The organism is Wolbachia endosymbiont (group A) of Apoderus coryli, from assembly GCF_947251615.1.
Taxonomy (GTDB): domain Bacteria; phylum Pseudomonadota; class Alphaproteobacteria; order Rickettsiales; family Anaplasmataceae; genus Wolbachia.
Map to the genome: position 1 here is coordinate 471,658 of NZ_OX366367.1, position 17,329 is coordinate 488,986.

Sequence of the window (17,329 nt, forward strand, 5' to 3'; positions counted from 1 at the left end):
ATTAAATAAAAGTGACTATATTATTAATTTAATGATAAAGAGTATGAAAATATATATCTATTGAAAAGTAGTGCTACTAGTCATAAAAAAATAACTTTGCTTTGCTGATTTTTATTGCTACTATGCGATTAGCGATAATAAGAGGTTTTTATGTTACCATTGCAAAATACTGAAAACTCCTCACATGAACAAGGTAGTCATTCGAGGAGTTCAGGTAAGGAAAATCGTAAAACGAGTAGAAAACTGGGGCGTTCTGTTACAGACAAAGATGGTACAGTATCAAAGAGGCTGCGCATGGATGTAAATGTTACTAGTAATAAAGATTCGGTATTTCCTAGTGATTTACAAGATGAACCTAGACAGGATTTGTCTAATGAAGAAATAAAATTTGCTAAAAGTGTGGTTGGTAGAGAAGGAACACCTGCATTTAATCAGTTTTTAGATTTTTTAATTACAGGAGAAGGGACAAAATATCTAGAAGTTCTAAAAAGAAAAGGAATAAATCTGACTAATATGTCCAGTATTTTAGGTAGAGCAGGATCTAATGCTCCTAAAGCTTTTAAAGAGTTATATGATCTTTGGTTTGATAAGCAAGAAAACAAAACACCATATTTAAAAACTCTAGAAAAAGAGGGGATAAATCTGTCTAATATGTCCAGTATTTTAGGTAGAGCAGGATCTAATGCTCCTAAAGCTTTTAAAGAGTTGTATGATCTTTTGTTTAATGCAGAAGGAAATAAAACACAATATTTAAAAACTCTAAAAGACAATGGAGTAGGTCTAGCTCGAATGTCCAGTATTTTGAATGGAGCAGGATCTAATGCTCCTAAAGCTTTTAAAGAGTTATATGATCTTTGGTTTGATAAGCAAGAAAACAAAACACCATATTTAAAAACTCTAGAAAAAGAGGGGATAAATCTGTCTAATATGTCCAGTATTTTGAATGGAGCAGGAGCTAAAGCTTCTGAAGCTTTTAAAGAGTTATATGATCTTTGGTTTGATAAGCAAGGAAATAAAACACAATATTTGAAAACTCTAAAAGACAATGGAGTAGATCTAGCTCGGGTGTCCAATATTTTGAATGGAGTAGGATCTAATGCCCCTAAAGCTTTTAAAGAGTTATATGATCTTTGGTTTGATAAGCAAGGAAACAAAACACAACTTTTAAACACTCTAGAAAAAGAAGGAATAAATCTAGCTAAGATGTCCAATATTTTAAGTAGAGCAGGATCTAATGCTCCTAAAGCTTTTAAAGAGTTATATGATCTTTGGTTTGATAAGCAAGGAAACAAAACACAACTTTTAAAAATTCTAGAAGAAAAAAAAATAAACCTAGCTAATATGTCTAGTATTTTAGGTGGAGCAGGATCTAATGCTCCTAAAGCTTTTAAAGAGTTATATGATCTTTGGTTTGATAAGCAAGAAAACAAAACACCATATTTAAAAACTCTAGAAAAAGAGGGGATAAATCTGTCTAGTATGTCCAGTATTTTACATGGAGCGGGAACTAAAGCTCCTAAAGCTTTTAAAGAGTTATATGATCTTTGGTTTGATAAGCAAGGAAACAAAACACAATATTTAAAAATTTTAGAAAAAGAAGAAATAAATTTAACTAATATGTCTAGTGTTTTAGGTGGAGCAGGATCTAATGCTCCTAAAGCTTTTAAAGAGTTATATAATCTTTGGTTTGATAAGCAAGGAAATAGAACACAATATTTGAAAACTCTAGAAAAAAAGGGGATGAATCTAGCTAATATGTCCAGTATTTTGCATGGAGCAGGATCTAATGCTCCTAAAACTTTTAAAGAGTTATATGATCTTTGGTTTGATAAGCAAGAAAATAAAACACAATATTTAAAAACTCTAAAAGACAATGGAGTAGGTCTAGCTCAAATGTCCAGTATTTTGAATGGAGCAGGATCTAATGCTCCTAAAGCTTTTAAAGAACTATATAATACTTTTTTTGATGAACAAGGAAATAAAGAACAGCATTTAAAGCATTTTATTAAGGAAAAAGATGGGGAAAAAAGTTTTATGATGCCTAATTTATCTGGCATTTTAGGTGGAGCAGGAGCTAAAGCTAAAGATGCTTTTGAAAATTTGCATAATGTTTGTTTTGATGACGAAGGAGAAAGAACAGGACTTTTAGATGATTTCTATAATGCAGGTTTCAGGCCAAGTAACTTATCCTCTATATTATGTGGAACAGGAATACGTGCTTCCTCTATTTTAGAAAGATTGCATAGTGTTTGTTTTGATGACGAAGGAGAAAGAACAGAACTTTTAGATGATTTCTATAATGCAGGTTTTAGGCCAGGTGATTTATCCAGCATATTGAGTGCGGCAGCGGATAGTTTAGAAAAATTTCATGATTTTTGTTTTATAGGAGAAGCAAAAGGGTATTTGAGTCATTTCTTAAAAGAAGGTTTTACGCCGGAAAACTTATCCGAGATATTGCATGGAGCAGGAGCTAATATTTGTTCTGCTTTAAAAGATTTTCATGATATTTGTTTTGATGAGGCAGGAAACAGAACGCAGCCTTTAGATGATTTCTATCAGGCAAGTTTTGGACCGAGTGATTTATCCAGTATATTATCCATGGCAGGAAATAATGCCACTTATATTTTAAGAAATTTTCATAGATTATGTTTTAATAAAGAAAATTATTTAAATCACTTCTTAGCCGAGAAAAAACTTTTTACGCCAAAAAATTTATCTAGGGTGTTACATAGAGTAGGACTTAGTATTTGTCCTGCCTTTGAAAAATTGCATGGTTTTTGTTTTGATAAAGCAGGAAGCAAAACAGATTATTTAAATAATCTTATCAAAAATAACTCACCGAATACGATACTTAATACACTATATAAAAAAGTAGAAAAAGTTAAAAAAGCTCCTTCTGCTTTCTTAGATGAGCAGAATATTAGTGAAGAAGATAAAATAACCAATCCAGGTCTTAGAGGTTGTCCGGAAACTAGTAAACTTAGGCATATTCCCTCCGTAACATAACCCTACTCATAGCCAGATATATGAAACTTTCAGTAGATGTTGTAAGTAAATCGTACTCTTTTGATAGTCTTCTATTCCTATTGATCCAAGCAAAAGTCCTTTCTACCACCCACCTTCTCGGCTGTACTAAAAATCCAGGATCCCGTTGTGGCAATAGTTCTAGTGGTGTATCTTTATGCACCCAAAACCTACATGGAGGCCTTTTCACAATTTCAATATCTATGCCATATTCTTCCTCTATATGGGTTTTTAAATCTTTTCCTTGGTACCCCATATCAGCCCACATTTTTTTTACTTTAGTATATTTTGTTCTCATATTGTTTAATGCTATTTTAATACCATCTCTATCATTTTCATTAGCAGCTCCTACGTAACAACTTAGTATAAAACCCTGAGTATCTGTAATTATATGTCTTTTTCTCCCCTTTACCTTTTTCGCACCATCATAACCTTTGACCCCCCTTTTTCCGTGGTTTTTACCGACTGACTGTCCACTATGCATGCGCTCGGCTCTTCATTTCTTCCCATTTTTGACCTACTATATTTAGTGATATCATAGTTCATTTTCTCAAAAATCCTCTGTTTCTTCCATTGCCTAAACTGCTCATATACAGTCTTCCATAGCGGAAAATCATTTGGTAAATACCGCCATTGGCACCCTGTACGCAATACATAGAAAATTCCCTCTAACATTTTTCTTTTACTATATTTTGGCGGTCTTCCTCCTTTTTTGTATGATACTCTGAAGTACTTCTCTATTTGTGCCCATTCCCTTTCACTTAGATCTGTTGGATACTTTTTTCTCATCTTTACCCCATACTAAAATTTCAAATATCATAGCCTTTTACCTGTTTCCGGACAACCTCTTAACCCGAGTAGCGTATCCGGTAGAACGGAGCAAGAACAAAACTTGGGTAGTTTACAACAAGGTGATTCTAAAATTAAGAGAAAAACCCGGAAGGGTATCACTAACCAAAGTAAGAACGGACAAGATGATAAAATTTTAGACACAGTAGCAGGTAGCTCAAGAGATTTATCCCAGAGACGAGGAACAAGGAAAAAACAAATACAGTCAGTACACTACAGCAAGAGGCAACGAGAAGTGTTTTCAGACTTATCAAAGTTTGCGTTATCTATTAAACCAGTGAAACAAGGGCTTTATTTATCTTCTTTTAAAGCACGTGGGGTTGAGATTGATGGTAGATGTGTAGAGATTACACGTGGCTTATCCCAAGCTTTATTTTTACAGAGTGACAAGTCATTTTTAAGTAATTTAGAAACTTCCGCTGAAATTTACGAGCGTATAGTGCAGGGCAAGCAGGTATCTAAAATGGAAGAAAGAGAGGTTTTTGCTTTTAGTAAATTATTTAATGTTTTCGAACAACAGTTAGATTCTTCTACGAATAGCCTGCCTTCAAACCTAATGCATAATAAGGACTATAAAACACCTAGTGATTTATCACATTATATAACTGAAGTTAAAGGTGATTTTGCTATTCACTTAGTAACAAGTGATCACGTTGTTGCAGTTTATAGAATAGGTGATAATTATGCTTATTTTGATAGCAATACAGCATTTGTTTCTGGATTGAAAAGTGTTGATCAGCTTATAGATGCTGTAGAAAAAGGAATGAAATCTGCTAGCTATAAAGTAGAAAAAGAAGGGTTCCTTGTTGAACACTTTGACATTGAGCGAGCTAATGGGTTGTTGTCAAGTGAAGATAAACAAATTTTAGCAAAAGAAATCAAAACAGAATGTCAACTTCTAGCAGAGCAAGATAAGGAGCTTGGTTTTATAAAAGTCAATGGTCAAGAAGTATCCAGAGTAGAATTATATGAGCTTGGTACTAAAATTAGTGTGGAAGGCGGCTTACCTTTACTTATTAATGCTGATATGAATTTAAGTAGCAAAAAATTCCAAGGTCATCTAGACAGAAAAGAAGTAAGTCTGACAGCTAGAGAATATCTTGATCATTTGAAGGGTAGCAGGAATGTAGAAGAAATAGTACAAGCGACTGAAACAATTCCTTTTGAAGGTTCAAAACGTGAAATTGAGAAAGCGGAGCAAATGCGTGAGCCAAAGCAATCTGTGTTAGAACAGTTGGTTAAAAGAACAATTAATACTATATTTGCCGCTGTGTCTCTTGCCGACATTAGCCGGTCAGAGAGTCAGTTATTGTGGGAAGCAAAAAGTAGACCTGAAACTCATTTAGGTGATGTGACAGTAAATAATCAACCAATGAGAACAGAGTATCCGTTCAGGAGAGTGGTTTAAGAAATGATAGATAGAAGATTGTGAAAAGGTTTAGGTTACTTTGTTTCCATGTTAAGTATAACGAAATTATCTGTTCAAGTTCCTCGCTGTGATTGTGCAAAATATGAGTTTTTACGATAAACGATATAATGCCTAATTTTCCCTTCAGCATTAGACTTGCTGCGAAGGAGGAGAAATGTTTATATAAAGAAAGATAGAGCAAGTAAAAGTGAGGTAAAATGACCATAATCTAAGGTAATGTTCAAAAAAGTGTGTCAAACCAAAAAATAGATTGATATAAAGAAAAGTTTGTGTACTAGATTTAATAGTCGAATCCATCCCAAGAAAACTTCTTCTCACGGTTATTATTTTAAATTAAACAAGAGTGACCATATTGTTAATTTAATGATAGAAAGTATCAAAGTGTATAACTATTGAAATAATGGTATTAGTCATAAAAGGATAACTTTACTTTATTGATTTTTTCGACTACCATGCGGATAGTTTAACATAGTGAATCGATATGTTTGCACAGAGTAAAGAATCCAGTAAATTATATAATGAACGCTTGAATCCAGATAGTGAGAGCACTCTAGAAACGTCAAGTTTTGTTACTAGAGACTCTATTCCCATTTTTAGTCAGATAAAAAATGTAAAGGATGATAAAGAGAAAAAAGAAAAGCTCAATCAACTTTTAGATGCATTAAGGAAGAAATTGCCTGAGGGCTTTAAGATCGGAGCTGCTGTGGGTGAAGGGGATTGTTTTTTTGATTCAGTTGCTCAAGGATTGAATGAGCTAAAAGATAAAGGTCTAGTCGAAAATAGTGAAAGGTTTAATGTAAAATCATTAAGAAAAGATTGTGCAAATGATGCTAGAAAATACGAAGATAAAATTGTAAAGGATGCAAATGAAGGTGGCTATTTTGTTCCACAGAAGAATATTGCTTTTCCTCATCTTGAAAATATTAAGGATAAAAAGGGAAATGATGTTCCAGATGTGCAGGAGACTTTTGACAAATACTTGGACTATATTAAAAGTGTGGCTACAGAAAATGGTCCTATTCCTATACGGGGAAGACTAGATATTGAAGGAAGAATGATATGTGACAAATATAAAGTAAAAATTAAAGTGATAGGACTTAAAGAACAACCTATAGGTGATACAAATGTTATTGAAAGCGAACAAGGCGAAGGTACTAATGTTATTACTATGGTAAATTACAAGAATCATTTTGTACCACTTCTTAGTAACCTCGAAGAAGATATTGAAGGAGCTATACTAGTTTCTAGAGAAGAGGTTTATGGTATAGCAGATGAAGAAAGTCCTTCTTTGATTGAAGATATCAAAAATTATGATCTCGAAGAAGGAGCAGAACAGCAGTCACAAGCACAGAACCAATCTAATCGCGATTCTTTACAAGGCAAAATTCATCTTACTGCAATTGATATTTACCATGGGTTAAACCAAGTAACATTCGGTAGTGATGATTCAGGTAATTCTAGAGGATGGGCAGATATTGATCATATAAACAATTTTATGAACAAGGTAATTGCAAATAATGATAATCAGCTTGCCTATTATATTAGTCCTATTAACTTCGGGTTTAATGAAGAGGAGGCTATTAGAGATTCACTGAAACATATTTGTCGAAGAGTTGTAGATAATTCTGAAATAAATGATCATTATGGTACTGAGTTAGATAAGCCTTTTATTTTTATAGCTAACACTGAAACAGTTCTTGCTAATGATCCTACAGGTATTGATAAAAAAGAAGGAGGTTTTCACTGGATTAGCTGGGTATTGCTGCCTAAAAAATATGGGAATTTATTGGGTGAAGAAATAAGTAATGATCAGTATCAAGTTTTCTTTTTTGACTCTTTTGCCAAAAGAAAGATTCCTGAAAGATTAAAGGATGGTTTGACTAAGGGTACAACCTTTGTCGAAGATCAGATTACTGTAAAATTGCTCCCTTTTTGTAAAGAGAACGAAATAGTTTTTAATGATAATAACGAACTAACTGGTCAGCAAATGAATGGAAGCGACTGTGGTTGGTGGGCAGTTTATTATGCGTTGATGGCTGTTTATACTGGAGGAGTAGAGTTTCTTGATCCTTTGAAAGGAAAGAAACTATCTGCAGTACCTTTGCGTAATATAATGAACTTACAAGAGGCTAGTATTATACAGCAGCAGTCCTTGCAAAATAGGGAAAATCATTATAAGGGGAGTAGTGTTTCAGCTAAAAGTTCTCTTGATCAATCTTCTAAAGAATTTATTCAATCTACCGAAGGGGGAAATTTGCGAATATGCTTGCAAAATACTGTTATTGATGACATTGCAAAGTACTTATATAAGTGGACTGAAGATAACAATGTGATTTTTGGAGTTGAAGGTTGTGGTAGGCTACCAAGCAAATTAGATAAGTTCAAGAAGAATAAAGATAAAACATTAATATACATTGTCAATAAAGATGGTAACCACTGGGTAACATTGGTTGCTATCCATACTAATGAGCAGGAAGATGTTTTTTTCTATGCAGATTCTTTTGGAGTAGGGATTGAAGAGTGTCGTGTAAATGCTGTTGGTAGAGGTAAGATTGATAGTGATGCGGAGAATAAAGCCTCTCAAGGAAACGCAGATCGTAACGGTCAAAATGTTGAACAAAATAGCGATGATGATGTCATTTTTGTGGGAAAGATTGCTCCTCTTAAACAAAATGGAAATGATAATATATGCGTACCCTTAGATAAATTTTTAAAAGACGAAGAATATTCGGAAGGCAATATTTACAATTTATCTATTCTACAGCAAGAGGATCATTGGAACTGCGGAGTGTTTGCTTTAGAAAATGCAAAAGCAATTTTGAATGCGGTGAGAAATGGCAATGATGATCCTGCTAAAGTAAAAGAGAGCTTGAAAGCGGTAAACAAAGATGTAAATCATTTAAATATCTTAAGGAAATATTTCGCTAATAGTTTAACAGAAGTAAGTCCTATTAACAAACAGAGTTCTGTGGCATTTTCTAGTAGCTCTGAAAAAGGTATTGAAGAAAGTATAGAGCAGGAACCCTTGCACAATACTGAAAATATTTCAAGAGAAAATGAGCGGGGTATTACGTCTCAAAAGAGACAAGGTAAGAAAAATTTTGATGATGGTAAATCCTATCAAAAGGGTGTGGTATCATATGAGGAGTTAGAAAAACAAACTCTCGGAAAGCTTAAGGAGATCTCAAGAAGGTATATTCTGACTGATGATGAAAAAGAAAAGATACCGTTTTTATTGTCAACAAATTATTTAGCTAAAAAGAATAAAAAATAACAAAAAGTTTTAATTTAGGCTGATACCTTATACACAGTTACACCAATTTTTTACTGTGCCTTCTTAGTGAGAGGCAGTGCATCAGTTATACGTTCAGCGAATCTATCTCTTATAAAACAAGCAGCAATTTTGAGTAACCAGGTAATAAAGATACTCAAAAACATCTAAAGTTTAGTACAAATGACAAAATATATTCTCTCAATTGATGGTGGTGGAATAAGAGGAATTATTCCAGCAATGATATTATCCAGAATAGAGCAAAAAACGGGTAAACCTATTTCTCAAATTTTTGATTTATTGGTGGGTACTTCAACTGGTGCTACTATTGTAGCAGGACTATGTAAAAAAGATAGCAAAGGAAAGCTACAATATTCAGCTGATGACTTGGTTAATCTTTATCAGGAGTACGGACCTTATATTTTTAAGTCTTCATTTCTAAGAAGATCAATATTTTCTTGGATTAACGGTGCACAATACCCCAGTAAAAATATTGAGTATGTACTTCATAAATATTTTGGCGATGATATCCTTAAAAACACTTTAAGTAATGTGTTGATTACGAGTTACGATATTCACAATAACTGCCCATTTTTCTTCAAAAGCTGGAAAGAGGATAGAAATTTTATTAAATTAAGGGATGTATTGAGAGCAGCAACTGCAGCACCTACTTACTTTGCACCTAAATATTTAAAAGTCAACCAAAAGGAAATGGTATTAATAGATGGAGGAGTTTTTGCCAATAATCCAGCAGCATGTAGCTATGCAAGCAGCAGAAAGCTATTTCCTAACGATGATGTAGTACTTCTTTCCATCGGTACTGGCAGATCGTCTCATTCCATTAAATACCTCAGATCGAAAAGATTTGGCAAAATATCCTGGATTAAGCCATTGATAAACGTAATGTTTGCCTCTGGACTAGATTGTGTAAATTATCAGTTAGACCAGATTATTAACAATAGCTATATCAGAATTCAATCGCAGCTAAAAGTAGCATCAACGGAGATGGACAATACAACATACGAAAATATCAAGTGTTTAAAAAAAGAAGCACAAACGATGATTGAATGTAATCAAAAAGCAATAGATAAATTCTGTACAGTAGTATCATAAACTTTAACCTTTTAATCTAGAACTCGCATTTTTGAACGTTTCCTTTTAAGCTTCAGTAAACCTCCTAACTCTATAGTTCTTGATATGATCTGGATTAAAAGCCTTCCTTGAACTTAAAACACCAAAAACTATATGGAGTAATTTACGCATTGCAGCTCCCACAACGGCCATATTATGCTTGCCTTTTTCCTTTAATCTTTCGCAGTAAGTTTTAATAATAGAGTTGTGATTTTTAGCTACTATAGCAGGAAAATAAAGAGCCTTACGCAATGTCCGTGAACCTGATTTACTTAGCTTAGGCTTGGCATATACAGAGGAACCTGACGTCATATTTCGTGGTATAACACCTGCATACGCCGCCAATTGCCTGGCATCTCTAAAAGCCTCTATGTCAGAAACTTCAGCTAAAATAGCTATTGCTGATTCTTCTCCTATGCCTGGAATAGTCAATAGAAGTTGAAAATTTTCCAACAATTCTTTGTGTTGATTTAATAGTTCACGTACGGAGTTTTTTATTGTTTCTATTTTTTGAGTTATATTCATTGCAAGGTCTTCCCAAGCATTTGCAACTTCTTCAGGCAGTCTCTCTTTTTTTTCTAAGTGGTTATTTACTAATGTTAACTCGTCTTTTAACGCAACCGAGCAACGATAAAGATGTTTTAATTTTTTCATTTCAGGAGAAGGTGGTGTCCAACGAGTAGGTTCTTGTCTTTGACAATAATCAGCAATAATCTCTGCATCAGACTGGTCATTCTTTTGCCGTGCGAGCTTACTTTTTGCATAAAAATTTATGCGAGCTGGGTTTACAACACTAACAAAATATCCAGCCTTGTAAAGGAATTCAGCTAAAGCTTCACTATAACAACCGGTGGATTCCATGCAAGCTTTTACTTCTTCTACGTTATGTTTTTGTAGAAAGTCCAGCAGACCTTGAAATCCAGTATCATCATTTTTAAATTTCCTTTTCCTAGCTTCACGTTTTCCTTTTTTACTTATAAACGAAAGAAAAACATCAAAGCGTTCTTTTGAAACATCTATACCAAGAAAGTTGTTGATCATATATAACTCCATACGTTACTATTTAAAATGAAAAGTAAGGCTTACCTTATGAATACAGAATTAGAACCATTGAGGTCTTTCTATGATACCGTCCAGCCTAAACTTTTGAGAAGGGGGCTCTTATCTTGTAAACAGATTTTATATCTAAGTTACGATTCAGAGTTCTTCCCTTCTCCACCTAATGCTTAAGCTTAAAACACTAGATGCTTTTTACAAGATATAAGTTTCGATCTTATCAACACAATTATCCACAACTGGCATACCCCAAGAAGAATTACTAGAAATTGTCAGAAATCAGCTAAACAAGGAGGATGTGAGGATTTTAACAGATACGATTGAAGTGGTAAGTTGCAATATTATAGAAATAGATATTCACAGCAGAATGAGCATAAGTTCTGTAATATTAAAGGAGGAAATTAAGGAACAGTTCATTAAGAAGTTTGAAGCAAGTAGAAGGCTGGGATGGAGTGTAACAAGATCATGGATTATAGCGAATTTGTTCGTAGAAGGAGTGGAAAACGTGGAATTAATCGAGCCAAGAGAGGATGTTATTGTAGCAGGAAATGAGTGTGCTGCCTTAAGAAATTTAAAGATTGAGTTGAATTAATGTTACTGCCACCAAATGCAACAAAACAAGAGCAAGCATTAGTAGAGGCTATTGATTACAAAGTAGATCCAAGTTGTATCAGAGGGTTTAAATTTAACCTAAAAGAAGAAGTATTGCCGTGGTTGGTTGAAGAATACGGGTTAGAAGAAATTCTACGCTGGGCAAAAGATAAAAGAAGAGCGATAAAAGAAGGAATAAAATTTCAGCGTTTAAGAGGAACACCAGCGTCACTGAAAATAGCATTAAAATGGGCAAATATAGAAGATATTACAATTATTGAAGAGCCACCCGGTAAACACTTTTTTGAGTTGCAGGTAGGGATAAGAGAGGTACCAAATGACTTCTTCGTAGATGCAGTAGTAGAGCTGGCAAAACTATCATTACCTGCAAGATCGAGGCTAATGAGGATTTTTAACGATTATTATAATGCGCAGAGATTTATATTGGATGAGAGTTTATTTGGAGATCTTCTTTCTGACTATTCAGGGGTAAAAATAGAAAAAGATGGACCAGTGTTATCATTTGGTCGGAAGAATACATTTGAGCTAAAAATCTTAAATCCAAGTTTTAAGTTTAGTACTTTTCGTGTTCATTATGAGCAAGCATTTAGTAATGACATATATCGATTAGATGTAGCAATACTTGGAGAAACCGAGCCTCACACAAAGAATTATAACGGTATTTATGAAAGAAGTCATCAGTGGAATAATTTAAAAACGTTATATCCGCTACCACAGAGCTTATTACCTGAGATTAAGTTTGCAAAAGCGCAAGTTATATTATCAGATAGCTGGAACTTAGGGGAAATAAACGCATGTTTTCCGGTTACGAGCGTAGAAGAGGAAGGGGATAAATTTTTACTAGGAAGTAGCAAACTATCTGAACAACTGTGGAATTTAAAGTACAAGCCAATTTTAGAAAGGTTTAGCGTTACTCATCATTACAAGGTAGAAAATTTTACCAACCAAAAAGTTATAAGATTTGGTTTAGCAAAGCACTATGTTCATTTTGAAAGCGATTTAAATTCAGAGCAAAAGGATTCAATACATGAACCGGAAAATTACATTTTGGTGTTTTACCCAGGTGTACTAACGTGGCACGAACATCGACATTTGCACAGAAGTTGGAAAAATAGCCAAGTAATATCTATAATAAGTTAAGCACTTATGTTTAAATCCTCATATATTATATTAATAACAGGTTAAAGTGTATGAAATAAAAAGAAAAAGACTTGCTTTTTCATGCCAAAACGCACATAACTTAAATAGTAGCAAGTAAACAAAAAAAAATTGATCTTGCACTAAAGAGAGCCAAATTGGCGTATGTTTTTATAGTGAGGTATGTATGAAGTTCAGTGAGGAAAAGAGAGAAGCTTTTAATAAGTTATTTTATGAATTATTAGAGAACTCGTTTAAGAATATTAATGAAAAAGATGAAAAAGGGGAAACAGTATTGCACCATGCAGTAGAAATCTCTGATTACAAAACAGTGAGGTTATTAATAAAAAAAGGAGCAGAGGTAAATGCAAGAGATAAAAAGGGTTATACACCACTGCACTGCGCAGTATTTGCGAGAAGTTTAGAAAATGTAAAAGTACTGCTAAGGGAAGGAGCAGAAGTAAATGCCACTCAATATGTCAGTGGATGTACGCCATTGCACTCTGCATGCAAAATAGGAGGAGCAGGAGTTGAAATAATAAAAGAGCTAGTAAAGGCCGGAGCTGAAGTTAATCAACTGAATAAGTATGGTGCAACACCAATGTACTATATCTGGGAAAGTGAAAAGTATCGTCTATGTGATAGCAAAGAGAGTGAAAAGGCGAGTAAATTTTTAAGAGAACAAGGCGGAATAACAAAAAGTAGAGAACTGACATGCTATGGAATAGAGAGGCTAGTGGGAGAAATAGCAGACATGTTGAATAGGAGTTATTTACCGGAGTTAAAAATAATAGAGATAGGAGAAATAAGGAAGAGAGACAAGTCGCTAATAAAGAAAGAATGTAAAAATTTAGCAAGCAAGATAATGAGCCAAGTGAACGAAATGATAGATGAGGTGGTGAGAAAGAAGGCTTAAAAGAGGGGTTTAAATTTAAAGAAAAGGTGAGGTAGATTATGATAAAGCTTGGTAAGAAAGAGAAATTGCTATTAGAGAACTCATATAAAAATATTAAAGAGACGAAAATGGAACTGCATTATGCAATAGACGCAAAAACAGTGAGGTTATTAGTTGAAAAAGGAGCGAATGTGAATGCAGCAGATGCAAGAGGATATACAGCACTGCACCTAGCGGTAACGGAGAAACGTCTAGAAACAGTTAGAGAATTGATAAAATCAGGAGGGAATGTAAATGCTGAAGAATATAGAAATAAATGCACTCCATTGCACCTTGCATGTATGGTGGGGAAAGTGGAAATAGTGGAGGAGCTAGTAAAAGCAGGGGCTGAAATAGAACAAGCAGATAAATTTGGGATGACAGCGATGGATTATGCGAAAAATAGTAAAGAGGTAACTGAAGTATTGAAAAAAGAAACAGACAGAATTGAAAAGTTATTTATGAAAGGCTAAAGATATGGAGGAAGAAACAGAAAAGAAAGTAATGAATTTAGAGAAAAAATCGCTGGTAGAGCTGAGGAAAATATGGAAAAAGGTATTCGTGGAAGAAGCGCCTAGATACTCAAAGAAATATCTGATACCGAGATTAGCTTATAGAATGCAGGAAAAAGCGTATGGAGAAATGTCAAGAAAGGGAACAAAAAGACTAGAGTATCTGGCAGATCGGCTAGAAAGGGGAAAGAGAATAAGTAGCGACAAATTACCAGTAGAAGGGACAGAATTAATACTAGAGAGAGGGGAAGAGACTCATACAGTAATGGTAACAGATAAGGGTTTAATCTACCGAGAAGAATTTTTCACATCATTATCAGCAGTAGCCGGGAAAATAATGGGAATGAGCTACAACGGACCTTTATTATTCGGTATGCGTGATAAAAATGAAAATTGAAGAGAATAAAATGCTAAAAGAAGTAAGGTGTGCGATATATACAAGAAAATCAAATGAGGATGGGCTAGAACAAAAGTTTAACAGTCTTGATGCCCAGCGAGTAGCATGTGAAAAGTACATAAAGAGCAGAGAAGGCTGGGTAGCATTGGCAAAAAGGTACGATGATGGCGGCTATTCAGGGAAAAATTTAGAAAGACCAGCGATAAAGGAATTGTTTGAAGATGTTAAAGGAGGAGAAGTAGATTGTGTGGTAGTATATACGCTAGATAGGCTCTCGAGAGAAACAAAAGACAGCATCGAAGTAACGTCATTTTTTAGAAGGCATAGAGTAAATTTTGTAGCAGTAACGCAGATATTTGACAATAATACGCCAATGGGAAAGTTTGTACAAACAGTGTTATCAGGAGCAGCACAACTAGAAAGAGAAATGATAGTAGAGAGAGTAAAAAATAAAATAGCAACATCAAAAGAACAAGGACTATGGATGGGTGGAACTTTGCCGCTTGGGTATGATGTAAAAGATAAAGAATTAATAATAAATGAGAAAGAAGCAAAGTTGGTAAAACATATATTTGAGAGGTATATAGAGCTGAAGTCAATGGCAGAGTTGGCAAGAGAGTTAAATAGCCAAGGGTACCGTACGAAATCAGATATCTTTAAAAAGGCCACGGTAAGGAGGATAGTAACAAATCCAATATATATGGGAAAGATAAGACATTATGAGAAAGAGTATGAGGGAAAGCATGAAGCAATAATAAAAGAGGAAAAATGGCAAAAAGCACAAGAATTGATAAAGAATCAGCCATATAGAAAAGCAAAATATGAAGAAGCTCTGCTAAAGGGAATAATTAAGTGCAAGAGCTGTGGTGTAAATATGACACTGACATATGCAAAAAAAGAGAATAAGAGATATCGATACTACGTATGTAATAACCACTTAAGGGGAAAGAATTGTGAATCAGTAAATCGAACAATAGTAGCAGGAGAAGTAGAAAAAGAAGTGATGAGAAAAGCGGAGCAGATATATGAAAATTGGAGAGAAAAGACCGAAGAAAAATGGGAAAATTTAAATTTTGGAAAGCAGAAAGAAGTAGTGAAAAAGTTAATAAAAGGAGTAATGATAAAAGAAGATGGAATAGAGGTGAGTTTAGAGGATAAGGTGGAATTTATACCAATAAAAAAGAAAGGAAAGAAATGCACAGTAATTGAGCCAGAAGGTAAAACAAACAATGCACTACTGAAAGCAGTGGTAAGGGCTCATCTGTGGAAACGTCAACTGGAGGCAGGAAAATATGCAAGTGTGAAGGAACTGAGCGTTAAAATTAATATAGGTACAAGAAGGGTACAACAAATTTTAAGGTTAAATTATTTAGCTCCGAAGATTAAAGAAGATATAGTAAATGGGAGACAGCCAAGAGATTTGAAATTAGTTGATTTGAGAGAAATACCGATGCTGTGGAGTGAGCAATTGGAGAAATTTTATGGTCTTGATTGCATTGTTTAACAAGAGGAGATGAAAACATCGAAAATAATAGGAAAAGCTGTTGCAAAAAAAACTTAAGGATTTATAAGGAAACCACTATTGCAAAATATGAAGGACTTCTAATGCACCAGCAGATGTTGAAGAGGTTAAAAATAGTCTTGATGTAAACCAGTGTGACAAAAACTGACATTAAATTATATGAGTATATTAATATAAATAGTAAAGATTTTCAATTTACATATGAAACCAGAGCAAATTATTGAGCAAGAGTCAAACTCACATAACAATCCTTTTCTGCTGAAATAGAACCATGTTTTTATAGTGAAGGAAATCCGTATATACGAAAAATCATCAAATCAACCAATTGCGGCTGGTGTTGTTGGTGCGTTATTATTGGTGAGCTGTGTTGCGTTTTATGTTTTATTTCGCAGTGGCAGTATGTGGTGTATGGATTTTGCGTTGTATAATGCTACAAAGCCGAATACTAAACTTGAGTAGGTCTATTATCCAGCCTTCTTTGAATCCTGCACAGTTGAGAAAATCCATAATCATCAAGTAAAACTTTTAAATTAGGTAATTTCTTCTCATTTGAGCTTATAGAGCATACTTTTTTAACCATGAGCATGATTATTGCTCCGGACAGGAGGTTCCACATTTTCCAGATAGCCATGACTGTCTACTTTCAATTCATTTCCTAAGTTGTGCTCTATTTTTGTTGCAAACGTAAATCCTAATATTTTGCAAAATTTTTCGAAATATTCTCTTATAATATCAAATAAACTCTTATCGCCATCTTGATAGTTTTTTAACTCCTCAGGAACATCAAGTAATAACTTACCGTCTCTATATATTAGACCCTCTTTACCATTCTGAGATTCAAGTGTAAATTCCATTGAAAATGATATATCACATATTTTTTTCTCAGAAAAATCTAGAAGCTTTACAGGTGCTTTGGGGATTTTACACTCAACTTTTACAGAATTTGGATTTTTGCAGTCAATGTACACTTTTCTCTCAACACCACTATTGACATTCATAAATAATTTATGTTTCTCGTAAAGTTCCATCATAAATGGTCCATATATATGTTCATATCCTGCTTGATTGCAATTAGTAGCTAACTCTTCTAGAATATGATCATTTGGAGCTTCTGCTCTAGAATGTTGAAACATCTCCTTAAAAACCTCTTTTGCAAATGAACGATAATTCTTTTCTCCATCTTTATTATTTTTAACCAAGCTAATATGTTTTTTATATAATCGGTCAACAAAATCCCTATCTATATTCTCTCCGTTAATGATGAAATCCATTCTATTAATGTCTTTATATGCTTGCTCACCAGAATTTGCGCTTTTATTATCTTTAGCTCTTAATTTATTAAAACCAAATTCTTTAATTTTAGCCTTTAATGTAACTATTGGATTTGCTTCTGTCATACTTCCCCCTTACTAAAGCCTTCAAAATTAATTATACTATAGGAATTGTTAATAGATT

At 33.9% G+C, this 17,329-nt stretch carries 13 protein-coding genes and 2 pseudogenes; 10 read left to right on the forward strand and 5 right to left on the reverse strand.

The window, feature by feature from the left end; all coding sequences use genetic code 11:
- Positions 1 to 150 precede the first annotated feature (150 nt).
- Positions 151 to 3,006 (forward strand): hypothetical protein, encoded by a 2,856-nt coding sequence (locus OPR43_RS02495; protein ID WP_265035339.1) that lies wholly within the window; start codon positions 151 to 153, stop codon positions 3,004 to 3,006.
- Here the strand turns inward: OPR43_RS02495 and OPR43_RS02500 are convergent.
- A protein-coding gene (locus tag OPR43_RS02500) for an IS5 family transposase (protein WP_265029708.1) occupies positions 2,981 to 3,813 on the reverse strand; the annotation gives its coding sequence in 2 pieces (ribosomal slippage) (positions 2,981 to 3,447 and positions 3,447 to 3,813; 834 coding nt in all). The two genes, OPR43_RS02495 and OPR43_RS02500, sit on opposite strands and share 26 nt — an antisense overlap.
- Before the next feature lie 103 nt (positions 3,814 to 3,916).
- Between OPR43_RS02500 and OPR43_RS02505 the strand changes: the two genes are divergently transcribed.
- Positions 3,917 to 5,281, forward strand: coding sequence for a hypothetical protein (locus OPR43_RS02505; protein WP_265035340.1), 1,365 nt, complete (start codon positions 3,917 to 3,919; stop codon positions 5,279 to 5,281).
- On the opposite strand, the pseudogene OPR43_RS02510 reads toward OPR43_RS02505, so the two are convergent.
- Positions 5,278 to 5,430, reverse strand: a pseudogene (locus OPR43_RS02510) (IS66 family transposase); the annotation flags it as partial. The gene OPR43_RS02505 and the pseudogene OPR43_RS02510 sit on opposite strands and share 4 nt — an antisense overlap.
- Before the next feature lie 353 nt (positions 5,431 to 5,783).
- Here OPR43_RS02510 and OPR43_RS02515 point away from each other — a divergent pair.
- Entirely contained in the window at positions 5,784 to 8,576 is a 2,793-nt protein-coding gene (locus tag OPR43_RS02515; protein WP_265035343.1) for an OTU domain-containing protein, read from the forward strand.
- 180 nt (positions 8,577 to 8,756) lie between these two features.
- Positions 8,757 to 9,686, forward strand: a complete 930-nt coding sequence (locus OPR43_RS02520; protein WP_264735396.1) for a patatin-like phospholipase family protein — start codon at positions 8,757 to 8,759, stop codon at positions 9,684 to 9,686.
- A 45-nt stretch (positions 9,687 to 9,731) separates the two neighbouring features.
- Here OPR43_RS02520 and OPR43_RS02525 read toward each other — a convergent pair whose 3' ends face one another.
- A complete protein-coding gene (locus OPR43_RS02525; protein ID WP_264735395.1) occupies positions 9,732 to 10,745 on the reverse strand; it encodes an IS110 family RNA-guided transposase in 1,014 nt (337 codons plus the stop codon).
- Positions 10,746 to 10,968: 223 nt separating this feature from the next.
- On the opposite strand from OPR43_RS02525, the pseudogene OPR43_RS02530 reads away from it, so the two are divergent.
- From OPR43_RS02530 to OPR43_RS02555, 6 genes and pseudogenes are all read left to right on the forward strand, one after another.
- Positions 10,969 to 11,352 (forward strand): annotated as a pseudogene (locus OPR43_RS02530) (baseplate assembly protein); the annotation flags it as partial.
- On the forward strand, positions 11,352 to 12,512 hold the full coding sequence (locus tag OPR43_RS02535) for a phage tail protein (RefSeq protein WP_265035344.1): 1,161 nt from the start codon (positions 11,352 to 11,354) through the stop codon (positions 12,510 to 12,512). The pseudogene OPR43_RS02530 and the gene OPR43_RS02535, both read left to right, overlap by 1 nt.
- A gap of 184 nt (positions 12,513 to 12,696) precedes the next feature.
- A complete protein-coding gene (locus tag OPR43_RS02540) occupies positions 12,697 to 13,425 on the forward strand; it encodes an ankyrin repeat domain-containing protein (protein ID WP_265035346.1) in 729 nt (242 codons plus the stop codon).
- Positions 13,426 to 13,463: 38 nt separating this feature from the next.
- Positions 13,464 to 13,916 (forward strand): ankyrin repeat domain-containing protein, encoded by a 453-nt coding sequence (locus OPR43_RS02545; RefSeq protein WP_265035347.1) that lies wholly within the window; start codon positions 13,464 to 13,466, stop codon positions 13,914 to 13,916.
- Between the two features lie 4 nt (positions 13,917 to 13,920).
- On the forward strand, positions 13,921 to 14,352 hold the full coding sequence (locus OPR43_RS02550) for a DUF2924 domain-containing protein (protein WP_265035348.1): 432 nt from the start codon (positions 13,921 to 13,923) through the stop codon (positions 14,350 to 14,352).
- A 10-nt stretch (positions 14,353 to 14,362) separates the two neighbouring features.
- Complete coding sequence (locus OPR43_RS02555) at positions 14,363 to 15,856, forward strand: recombinase family protein (RefSeq protein ID WP_265035634.1); 1,494 nt, start codon at positions 14,363 to 14,365, stop codon at positions 15,854 to 15,856.
- 463 nt (positions 15,857 to 16,319) lie between these two features.
- On the opposite strand, the gene OPR43_RS02560 is transcribed toward OPR43_RS02555, so the two are convergent.
- Entirely contained in the window at positions 16,320 to 16,460 is a 141-nt protein-coding gene (locus OPR43_RS02560) for a hypothetical protein (protein ID WP_265035349.1), read from the reverse strand.
- On the reverse strand, positions 16,447 to 17,271 hold the full coding sequence (locus tag OPR43_RS02565) for a hypothetical protein (RefSeq protein ID WP_264711326.1): 825 nt from the start codon (positions 17,269 to 17,271) through the stop codon (positions 16,447 to 16,449). The genes OPR43_RS02560 and OPR43_RS02565 overlap by 14 nt, the downstream gene beginning before the upstream one ends.
- Between the last annotated feature and the right edge of the window lie 58 nt (positions 17,272 to 17,329).